5 protein-coding genes are annotated in these 11,767 nt (G+C 36.1%); 1 reads left to right on the forward strand and 4 read right to left on the reverse strand.

What is annotated here, in order from left to right:
- Nucleotides 1-63: 63 nt before the first annotated feature.
- Both FGF67_RS07525 and FGF67_RS07530 read right to left on the reverse strand, forming a co-directional pair.
- A complete protein-coding gene (locus FGF67_RS07525) occupies nt 64-3,321 on the reverse strand; it encodes a glycosyl hydrolase (RefSeq protein ID WP_233244032.1) in 3,258 nt (1,085 codons plus the stop codon).
- Complete coding sequence (locus FGF67_RS07530; protein WP_139696326.1) at nt 3,302-6,592, reverse strand: family 78 glycoside hydrolase catalytic domain; 3,291 nt, start codon at nt 6,590-6,592, stop codon at nt 3,302-3,304. The genes FGF67_RS07525 and FGF67_RS07530 overlap by 20 nt, the downstream gene beginning before the upstream one ends.
- Nucleotides 6,593-6,754: 162 nt before the next feature.
- Between FGF67_RS07530 and FGF67_RS07535 the strand changes: the two genes are divergently transcribed.
- Complete coding sequence (locus tag FGF67_RS07535) at nt 6,755-7,648, forward strand: AraC family transcriptional regulator (protein WP_139696328.1); 894 nt, start codon at nt 6,755-6,757, stop codon at nt 7,646-7,648.
- Here FGF67_RS07535 and FGF67_RS07540 read toward each other — a convergent pair.
- Together FGF67_RS07540 and FGF67_RS07545 are read right to left on the reverse strand one after the other, a co-directional pair.
- On the reverse strand, nt 7,643-9,565 hold the full coding sequence (locus FGF67_RS07540; protein WP_139696331.1) for a hypothetical protein: 1,923 nt from the start codon (nt 9,563-9,565) through the stop codon (nt 7,643-7,645). The two genes, FGF67_RS07535 and FGF67_RS07540, sit on opposite strands and share 6 nt — an antisense overlap.
- Before the next feature lie 134 nt (nt 9,566-9,699).
- Nucleotides 9,700-11,634, reverse strand: a complete 1,935-nt coding sequence (locus FGF67_RS07545) for a T9SS type A sorting domain-containing protein (protein ID WP_233244033.1) — start codon at nt 11,632-11,634, stop codon at nt 9,700-9,702.
- Between the last annotated feature and the right edge of the window lie 133 nt (nt 11,635-11,767).

An 11,767-nucleotide genomic window follows, 5' to 3' on the forward strand; every position in this document is an offset into this window, starting at 1 on the left:
CATTTTTACCTAATTAAAGTATTTTATTATTCACATACTGGTTTTACGTTTTGAAAACTAAAATCAATACGCTACAAACTCGATACTTACTGGCCCCAATAAGCCTGAAGACTGTAATTTTGATTTTGGTTTAATATCATCAGTAACTAACCAAGTATATTTTTCATTTTCTGGTCGTTGTTTGTCTTTTATCAATTGGTTTCGCCATAAATTAACAACTTCTATCTCCAATTGATTTTCGCCGTTTTTTAGTGTTTCTGATATATTTAAACGATAAGGAGCTACCCAAAGACCTCCAAGGTCTTTTCCATTTAATTTTACCTTAGCCATTACAGAAAGCTTTCCTAAATTGATAAATACCTCCTGATTTTTAGGAAGTTTACCCACACTGAAACTAGTCGTATAGGTCGCTGTACCTGAATAGTATTTAATTTGCTCGTTTTCTGATTTAGCCCAATCTTCAAGAGTACTAAAAACAACAGGTTCTTTAGGACCGATTTCTTTATTTGAGAAATCCACTTTAAAAGGATTTTTTAAATTACATAATTTTTCAAATGCAGGAAAATTTTCAGTATGAGCGGGTTCGGCCAACAACTTATTGTCTTTAGCAAACACAATAAACCAGCTTTGAGAAGCTTCTAATTTTAAAGGTAATTTTAGTCCCGTTTTCATCATTTCAAAATCAGGTAATCTTCTAATTTTACCAGAAACTGCATCCCAAAGTTGTGGTTTCAAATCTTTATTTACTCTAAAAACTGGAGACAATTCTATTGCTACATCACTTTGGTTTGTGATAAAATAAATATCCATTTCTGGCGTAGCTCTGTGTGTCCATAATACAGGTGCATCCTCAGGAACTTCAACGTCTTTCGCCAAATTTAAATCTGCAAACACTTCTGATAATTCGTAACCATCAAACACTTTACCCTGCCCATAGGGTTTGAACATTTTTTGATTTTTGTAATTTCCATTCCACATCTTACTGGCAATGGTTTTAACGATTTTGTCACTTTCTGGATAATTTTGTAAACTTGGCGATTTCTCTGGTTTTGGTCCTAAAATTACGCCACCCTGCTGGACCAACTCTTCTATCTTTTTTAGCAACTCTGGACGCATTGTTATGAATGGTGGTAAAACCATTACGTTATAAGACATACCATCTGGCAACACAAAGCGTCCATCTTTTACAGACAATCTGTTTAGAATTACTTCGGCATTGATATAATCATACGAATATCCTTTTGGAATTTCAGGAACACGCCCACCCGTCATTATTGGTGCATCTTCTCCAATAAAATAACACACATCTGCTACATATTTACCTTGTTGTAATAAATGTTGACAACGACGTAAATAATCAAAATAAGTGTCTGCTTGACTAAACCAAGTGTTGTGACGGTTAAATTCTGTACCAAACCAAGCATTCATTCCTGGTTTACGATTATCGTCTGGCTGTTGAATGTAAAGATGCAATACAAAATGATTGATGCCTTCTGTTAAAGCCCAATCGCCTCGTTTTTTTAATAGGGCTGGATGCCTAAGATATGTTTTTCGAGAAGCTGTAAATGCTTCTGCAGAAGTTATCGGTTTTCCGTAGGTGTGAGATGTTGATGAAGAGGCTTTACATTCTATATTACCTAACGTTCCTTCGTTCCAAAACTCACCAGAGATCAAATCCGATTGGCCACCATACATCATAAATTCACTAGTAAAACCCCAATGACCATAATTCTCTAACCAGGTTTTTAAATTATGCTTATTACTTGCTTCTTTAAGGCCTCCTACATATTGGTACGCCACATCATCTGCAATAGAACGACGTAAATCCCACAGAAAACGTTCGGATAATTCCACGCTTCCAACAATTCTACCAGACAGCACCGGTAAAAATGGCATAGGGTCGTATCCGTATTTTTCTTTGAACTTCACTTCATAACCATCTGTCCAGTTTTGAGAGCCTTGTTCGTAGCTATCTGCCACAACATATTTAAAAGCAGATTTGCTTTCTTCGGGAATACGTTTTAAAAATTCACCTACAAAATTATCAAAATGATATTGTGCCAAACCACTATTCATTTTATCGATTTCATAACCTACACCCTGCGGTGCAGCTGGCGCATTTTTTGTACCTGTTGGTGTCATTCCCATGCGCATAATTGTCCAATTCCCCTCAGGTGCATCCCAATTGAGAACACCAGCTTCATCTAATTTATCACTCAAATCTATAACCTCATCTGGGTTAACGGTAAAACTCTTGTTTTTCAATCCTTCTTGTCTTCCAAAAATGTAGGTATCCCAATCAGGCTTTGGTGTAGAATGCATTTTACCCAATTGCTTTTCAATGTATTTATCCAATACAGGAGCTTCCGAAATGTTTATTTCTGCAAATCCATAACCCTTACCTTTGGTTCTAAAACTGGTGCATTTAAGTATAAATTTACTGGCTTTAGTTTCTGGCAAAACAGTAGCGAAATCACCTGTTTCAATAGATGCCACATTTGGCGTAATTCGAAAACGGTCGAACTGAAACTCTTTTACAAGTTCTTCTTTACCATTTACAACTGCAAATAAACTCATATTACATTTGAACGCTCTACTTGGAATAATAGTTATAGAACGTGCTGTAATAGGTTCAGCAAGATCAAAACTAATTTCTAAAGTTTCTCCTTTTTTTGGTTCAAAGCTGGTATCTGCTTCCTTAATGCCATCAGACAAAACGCTTACATCAACATCGTTCAAATTGGAAGTGATTTTTGTGGGAATAAGTTGTGTACTTCGTTTTTCAAAATCTGAAGATTTGAACGCAAAGGTATGTGTGTCTTGAAACCTTTCTTTTGGTTTTTCTAATCGTAACGTCAATGTTTTACCACCTGAAACCTTGGTTTCACCGTAAGTCAAATAACGCATAGCCTTGGTATAATCTACCCAAGGACCACCACTTTGACTCCAACCAGGACAATTGAAAATACCAATATCTACACCAATACGTTTGCCTTCTTCTACTGCATGCACCATATGACTCCACCAATCTTCACTCAACATGGGTACTTTTCCATCTTTATGAGCCGGGTTTATATTGCCAATGAGCGCACCACCAATACCTGCTTTTTTCATGGCCAATAAATCTTTGGTAATACCATCTTTCGAGATATCATCATTAATCCAATACCAATAGCACCATAGATTATTTTCCTCTTTAAGATTTATAAAATCAGATTGAACGCGTTCATAGTTTTGAGAATCATTGCACCCAATAAGAAGATATGTAATACACACTAAAATTAGTCTTAGACTATTCTTGCTATTTCTGATTTTCATCATTAAAAATTTTTAATTCTTTTATTGATGGCGCTTGTTTGGCATCCACTATAAATAATCTGCATTTTGTAGATTGTACCACATCAAATTGATGTGTTTTATTTACACCACAATAGGTTCCATTTACAAGATCCTTCCATCGGCCATTATCCCAATACTGCAATTTGTAAGAAGTTATATTGTTCTCAAATTCATCAATAATAATTTGATTGAATATTTGTGGTTTTACCCACTCTACTTCTAAATATTGATTTTTAAATTCTCCAGCCAACCAACGTGTTTCATTATTTTCATCATTGGCTTTAAAAGCTTCAAAGCCTGGCAGCTTTTCAGTTTCTATAAACATTGAAGAGGCATTCATTCGGCCCAAAGTGGCTAGATTCTGAGATTCCTTTATCGGATTGGGAAAGGATACTTTTGGTAAGGCTTCCACATGGAAATCATAAACACCCGACATGACATTATAAATGACATAATTCCCTACCGCATCGTTTTTTTCAGTTCCTATATAGGTTATTCCTTCTGAGCTATCCGCTAGATCACTGCCTTCTTTTACTACTTCTTTACTCATAGCTGGCAGATATACTTTAGCTGTTGTATTGGCTGGGATTTGAATATGAAAGGTTGCACTGTTATTGTCTTTTTTTGCCCAATTCACAACCACATTACCATACATGGATTTGTAGGTTGTATTAGCAAAAGTCAAGTCACCAACAACAGCAGGTTTAATCAACATGTATTGCATTCCAGGACTTTCAGGGTCGGGACGAATACCCCCAAAACCTTTAATAAAATAACCACCTATACCTGTATAACAAGTATGGATCTGACTAACCCCAACTGCCGACCAACGCTCTGGCCATACGGTTTTACCCTGTTCAATAAAATAGCCATAACTGGGATGATGCTTGTCTTGCAGTAATTCATAAATTAAATCCATACGCTCCCCTGAATCCGTAAAATAACGCGTATAAAGGGCTTGCCCAGAACTTCCTGTATCATAATACGGAAATTTATACAAAACATTATCTACCAAATTATCATACACTTTTTGGCGTTCAGATTCGGGTGTTACACCCGTTAACAGCGCAAAGGCTTGGTCTACTTGTTGTCCGTTCACATATTTTCCAGTTTCTTTATTATAGGATAATTTATGTGTTGCTTTTCGTTGAATGTTTAACCTATCGGAATATAATTTCACATCGTCGGTTTTTCCGAGAGCTGAAGCCATCTTAACTGCATTATCTAACATATAAGCATATATACAATTATTGAAATGAATGGCTTCAGGTGAATTACTACTTGTCCAAAAATTACCTCGAGGCGTACACCAATCACCTAAACCAGGGAATTCTCTTGCCCCGCGCTCGCCAGTTTTAAGTGCTCCACCTGTTTCATAATTTGAATGTTCATACATCCATGCCATCCATTTTTGCATAGACGTATAATTATCTTGAAGCACTTTTTTGTCGCCTAACATATTATAGGTTTCCCAAACCGTTAAAGGATTATTTGCCTTCCACATTAAAAATGGTCGGTCATTTTCATTAACGATACCACGAATTTGACCATCAGGCAATTGGGCATCACGAGTATATTGAAGATATTGATCCATATAAGCCCCACTCTCAAAATTTGGAAGCGCATCGCCATACATAGCTGCAACCGTCACTTCTCCCCAACCACGACGCTCCCTATGGGGACAATCTACTAGAATACCATCCATAGTATTGGCAATGTACGTGTCTAAGTTGATTTGATAAATTTTGTTTAATTGCTCACTTGACGAATCAAACTTGCTAATAATTTTTCGGTCATTAGTAACTACATAGCCTTTTATATCTTCAAGTTTTGGCTTATAATTTAACCCATAAACGGTAACCCATCTTCCTCCTGAAACATTAAACCTGTTAGTAAATTTGCCTTTACCAGATTTACCATAAATGTATTTACTCTTCTGATTCCAATTCATTATTTTTTCTGTTTGATCACTAATTTCAAACAGAATAGAATCGCCTTCAACACCTCTATATAAATTCATTTCAAAAAAACCAGTGTAGTTCTCGCCCATATCAATGCGGTAAGTACCATCTTGATTATCCTTAATTCCAATAGGGGTTACTTCCTTATATTTAACTTGTGGCTCAACCCTTTGCGCACTTAACTGTGCTGTAATTCTACTATATTTTCTGTTTTTAAATTTATTTTTTCCAATTAACTCATCTTCTTTTACTTCAACGTTTTCATTGATTCTATCCAGTTGAGCATTAAGTTCTTGTGGATTATAAACACTAGCATTCATCCAAAGGCTATCATCATAGTCTGCCGTATTCCAGTCATTTTCCTGCCTTCTATCATCAATGGTTTCACCTCCAAAATCAAGAATATCCCAATCACCATAATAAGAACTGTGGCTTTTTTTGCATTTCCAAGTTTCGTCCGTACCAAAAGACATACGATTTGAATGGGTTTGAATTTCAGCCTGTGCCTTAAACACAAAGGGCGGATTTCGATATTCTGTAATGCGGTCCCACCGAGCCCAGCCAGCAGCATGCCAAATGGCTATCACATTGTTCCCAATTTTAAGAAAATCAGTGATATCATAGGTCAAATAGGGAATCCTTTTTTTCATATAAGATGATACCGGATTCATCACATTATCAGTTACTTTTTTTCCGTTCACATACAATTCATGATACCCAAAGGATCCTACATAAACAAAGGCCGACGATACTTCTTCTGTTAAACTAAAGGTTTTTCTATACCAATTATGGTCGGTTTTCTTCTGATCAATTTTATGAATCCATTCGCCTTTCCAATCGGCATTACCCAATAGTCCCGTAGAGAATTTCCCATACTCACTCCAGTTAGATTCACCGCCTGAAACATCCCAAACTTTGACCTTCCAGAAGTATTGTTTAGTAGATTCTAGTGTTTGACCTTGGTAGGTATTATTAACGGATTGATTGGAGTTTACTTTTCCCGAATCCCAAACATCTCCAATATTTTTGTTCAAAACATTCAAACTACTGGCAACTAATATTTGATAAGCTGTTTGTTTCTGACCTCTTGTTGAATTAACCTCAACTAGCTTCCAACTTAATCTTGGAGCCGTATTATCAATACCTAAAGGATTCGTACGATATTCACATTTTAATTCTGAAACAAATACTTCTGAAAAATCGCTACAGCTGGCAAATAAAACTAACACAGCTAGGAGTTGAATTGAAAAAAATAACTTTCTTGAAAATGTGATACTTAATTGCGTTCTCATGTTGATGATTTAACTATAAATATATTTTTTAACATCTGTATTGCCATCCTGTATTATCATGGTCTATTTTAAGCTCATATGCAATGACAATATGTTGTAAAATTCCATATAAAATATTGTATTTTCAATTGACAAATTGATATATTAGTTGCACAATATGATATGAAAAACTCTTATAGAAAATACCTAATAATTAGTAATAAAGATAAATCATGGGGATTTTATATAAATAATTTAGGACGAAATGTTATTGAAAAATATACGGAATACCCGTCTAAAGACCACCCCGACCAATATGTTTTCACTTGGGAAAAAGGACGTGTTTTAAATGAATTTCATGTGGTACTTATTACCAAAGGTGAAGGTGTTTTTGAAAGTAAAACTACGGGGAAAATAAAAGTTTCAGATGGCGACATATTTTTACTTTTCCCTGGTATGTGGCACCGTTATAAACCTTTACAAAAAACAGGCTGGACCGAACGATGGGTAGGCTTTTCTGGCAAAATTGCACATCAGTTTTTATCCAACGGATTTTTCAACGAGAAACACCCAATTATTCCTAAATGCAATCAAACTTCAATAGTCAATCATTTCAATACGCTTTTTGAATTATTTGATAAAGAATCTTTCGGTTTTCAAAAGCTAGCATCTGGTGTGTGTCTTCAACTAATGGCCGATATTCATAATATTAAAACGGGTGGTAATAATATTGAACATCTTAATTCTATGGTTTCAAAAGCCAAAGGTATGATGTACGCACAAATTGATAACGCCATAAATTTGAAACACATGGCTTACGATTTAGGCGTTGGTTATTCTAAATTTAGATTAGATTTTAAAAAGCAAACAGGTATTTCTCCTTTACAATATTACCTATTATTGAAAATTGAAAAATCAAAAGAGCTTTTATTAAATACCCATAAAACTCAGAAAGAAATTGCTTTTCAACTGGGTTTTGATTCTGATGTGTATTTTAATAGACTTTTCAAACGAAAAACAGGGATGTCTCCAGGTAAATTTAGAAACATTGGTGTTAATAATTTAAGTTCTTCATAATGAACTTACAGTTAGGGAAACTATAAGTTCATTATGACCTTCTTCAAAAAACACCTCAACAGGAAAAGCTTCAACTCCAGGAACCATATTAAAGGTTCTCTCACCTTCTATTGTCTTGGTCTTTATTGGGGTATTAGCCTCAATAGTTACAAGCCCTTCAGGTTTTTGAATCGTGATTTTCTTTTCACTAACCACTGCAACAACTTCACTAGATGGCGAAACAATTGGCAACACAAAAGCCGTTTGCTCTATAATATCTTGTTTTGAACTTACATTAATTTCTGTTTTATCAACTGTACAATTATAAGCAATATTAAATGCAGAGGCAGTTTCTGTAACCTCTTCTCTATCTACATTTTTTAGTCTTACATCTGCTAATAACTCAATAGTCCCGTTTTCATCTTTTGAAGTAACTGTGGCAGGTAAATCGTATAAATTAGTGTACCAAACATCGTCTTTAAAGACTTCAATTCGAGGGGTTAAGCAAATATCTTTTCCCGGTTGTTCTTGTTGGTTATTCTTCTCAACCATTTCATATTTTGCCATACTTGCGGCACATAATAACCCTACTTTATTATGATACAAGACCCCTAAAGCACCCCCTGAAGCCTGACGAAAATCTTCTTTATAATGGTACTCTGCATCGTAAGCACTTACCGTTCCTCGCCAATCGCCTCTGGCAAAAAGATATACATCTAAATCCCTAAAATGTTTAACGCCATCTGCAGTAACCCTTGGCAATTCGGTTTTGGCATTAATTTCAGGCAGGTGCTCCCAATGATCTAATAATGCCGCTAATGGTTTAGCATGTGTAAAGGTATGATGCACGCAAGGTGGTATTCCTGCCGATATAAAATGAGGACCTCCATGAATTAATCCGTTGGCCGTACATGATTTCAACAATTCGGTGTTTTTTATCGCAGCTGTTCCAAAGGCAGGGTTGATATGTGCCATCATTCCAAATGCTGGTTGACTGCCATCACAGGTTCTGCTTCCCCAATACGTCCATTTGTACATGCGGTTACCCCAACTATTATCCCAACCCCCATCTGGCAACATAAACTCTAAATGGCTATTTAGGGATTTTGTTAAGATCTGCAAGAGCTCTTCATCTTTTTCCTTAAGGGCATACATTACCAAGCTATTTAAGGTTTCCTCTACATTATATCCTAAATCTACGCCGTGCAACCCTTTTTCACTTAATTTACTGGAACTTTTTTTGCACTCTCCAAATAACAAGCCTTCGTTTGGTGTAAAATAGGCTTTTACCTCTGAAGCTAATGTTTTACTTTTTGCTTTAAAATCCTCCCTTTTTAGAACGTTTCCAATTAAATTTAATCCATATACCGCGGTTCCAGGGTAATTGATATTTGTAAAATCGATAGTAAATGTGTCATGAATATACTGTCCTGCTCTTTCAAGACGTTTTGTCCAGGCCTCTCGAGTTTCATCATCCAAAACATGACCATGATAGTGCAGTGCTTCTGCTAAAGCGATGGCTCCAAACACGGTAATGCCTTTCCATGATTTTGGGTTTTTGATAACCGTCCATGAACCATCTTCTTGTGAGACATTATTTTCTGCCCAAATCATTACCAATTTTGCACCTTCTATATATTTTCCATCGCCAGTTTTATCGGCCATATACAAAAATGGATACACGGCATCCATACAGCGCCCGTGAATATGTGAACATGAAGGGCAACCTAAAGCACCATGTTCCTCTATATTTGACGGATTGTTAATTTGCACTTTTAACATGCCATCACTCCAATCTTTTAACAAACTTGCAATTAAGTTTTTAAATTCTAAAGAGTGCTCTGGGTGACTCTCACAAGCCTTTAGCAATCCTGCTATTGGCAATGATAAACCAACACCGGCAAGCGTAGATAATTGTATAAAGTTTCGTCGTTTCATTTAGTATATTTTTATGCTTTTTAAATTTAAAAAGATACCCTTTGTAAACCATCCTGTTTTGTCCTGTTTACTAAAAAAAACCAGAAGATAAATTATCTTCTGGCTTTTTAATCATTTGTGTAATTCTTACAACCTTACTTTACCACCAACTTAGAATGATAAATTCGGTTATCTGCCGCCTTTGCTTTTACCAAATAAATACCTGAAGGCATATTATTGGTTTTAGTGATAGTTATGTTACTACTATTCGTTGCGTTTTTATAAACCCGTTTTCCAAGCACACTATAAATCTCGACATCTTTAACTCCATTAATATTGTTAAATGTTATAGTAAATTTGTCTTGCGCTGGATTTGGATATACTTTTATTGAAGATGTTTTTAATTCTGGATTAGAACTACTTAAAGTAGTAGATTCTAAAATCCATTTACTTCTGTCATCTGTATCCGGTGCTGAAATATGGATTACGGTTCCATCTACTTCTTGATACAAATAACTCCCATTGGTACCTCTTTCAAATCTATAAGTATCTTCCAATGCGTTGTATTCTATTGCCCATATTTTATCTCCACTTGAAGTGGCTGTGCTGCTACTTGTACATAATATCTCAAAAGGATGTGTATTTGGCGCACGAAGTATTCCGTATGTTCCATTATTTATGTTATGAAATCCTGCAGCTCCACTATTAAGAAAAGTCCAATGCGTGTCTTGAGCTTCACCAGAACTAGTCATTGTAACTGCTGCCCCACCACCAGCTACAGCCTTTAAATATTCTCCAGTAGCAACATTTTTGAACCTATAAACACCTTCTGGCGCACCTCCTGAGTCTACAACCTCCACTTTCTCGTACGTGGTATCTGCCCATCTAATTTGTGCTCTACCACCTCTAACTCTATATGCGCCGTATCTAATACCAGATTCTAATCCTCTTTCTGGATCTGGAATATTAAATTCAAAAAGGTCACCTCCAATTACTGCATCACAATAATGTATTTTTTTTGTAGGATCGCTTGGATCTTCTCTAAAACCTACCTCAAGCTCAAAGCTAACTACTTCATCTTTATCTACCTGCTTTAAAAATACAACTTCTCTACCGGTACCTACTCCTTCTCCACCGCGTTCTGTGATACGTTCGGCATAAATATCAAACGCCACTTGCTTACCTGCATTTATTCCTGTGCCATAAACAGGATGTGCTCTATATAAACAAATAGCTGGATCCGCAGAACCTCCACCCCCTGTATGTTTCCCTTTGGCTTGTGCGATGTAAGTCCCATCTGCATTAAAATTACCATCATCGCCTACCTCTAATATCCTAAATGTTCCCGTAAACCTTGCATAACTCCCAACACCAGTTTCCTGTGATCTAGGCAAAAAACGTTCTATTCTAGGTTGCAAAGTCTCGGGCAAAGGATTTGAACCCTCAGTAATATTATAAACGCCCCAAGTTTTACCATAAAGATCAAATTTTGTGTAATCTGCATAACAACTTCGGTCATCGATGCTACCAACATTTTGAGGATCCGGTATATCGTCGAATTGTCCGCCTTGCCCCTCCGGAGTACATACAACAATAGGTCTTGTATCTTCATCTGGTGGCACTACTACAGGAGTTTGTACATAGGGAACGAGTTCCCAATTAAATCTATCGTCCATTGCATCAAGCGGAACATTGGTTACTGTTCCATTGGCATCATGATACATATATCTGTTAAGAGTACTATATTGAAATCTATAAGTGTCATCCGTTGCATTATGATGTACAGTCCAAATTTTATCGGTATCGCTTGCTGGCGGATCTGTATTTGTGCTAACTACTACAAAAGGGCCTGCTGGACCACCAGCACCTGGTGCACGCAATATCCCAGCATTGTCATCTTTATTATCTATATTATAAAATGCCCCACTTTCTACAAACGTCCAATGGGTAGTTATATCGTCTTCATCTAAATTTGTCATGGTAACAGCTTGTGCACTCGCACCTGCATCGGTTAAAAATAGCCCTGTTGCTACATTTCTCAATCTGAAAATGTCACTAGAAGGGAGTACGCCTTGCGCTGTTATACTCATTGAGCATAACGCTAAAACGAAAAATAAGATGGATTTAAGAGTAATTTTTTTCATAGCAGTATTAATATTTAGTTTGTTGATATTAAAACAAATAGCTTCTATATGTATTAAATATAGCGCAATAGACTATCCT

The sequence above is a fragment of the Allotamlana fucoidanivorans genome (assembly GCF_006265225.1).
Classification (GTDB): Bacteria; Bacteroidota; Bacteroidia; order Flavobacteriales; family Flavobacteriaceae; genus Allotamlana; species Allotamlana fucoidanivorans.

Bases quoted from the DNA above. Each gene is read 5' to 3' on its own strand.
- FGF67_RS07525 (WP_233244032.1), bottom strand. From the start codon at position 3,321: ATGATGAAAATCAGAAATAGCAAGAATAGTCTAAGACTAATTTTAGTG.
- FGF67_RS07530 (WP_139696326.1), bottom strand. From the start codon at position 6,592: ATGAGAACGCAATTAAGTATCACATTTTCAAGAAAGTTATTTTTTTCA.
- FGF67_RS07535 (WP_139696328.1), top strand. From the start codon at position 6,755: ATGAAAAACTCTTATAGAAAATACCTAATAATTAGTAATAAAGATAAA.
- FGF67_RS07540 (WP_139696331.1), bottom strand. From the start codon at position 9,565: ATGAAACGACGAAACTTTATACAATTATCTACGCTTGCCGGTGTTGGT.
- FGF67_RS07545 (WP_233244033.1), bottom strand. From the start codon at position 11,634: ATGAGTATAACAGCGCAAGGCGTACTCCCTTCTAGTGACATTTTCAGA.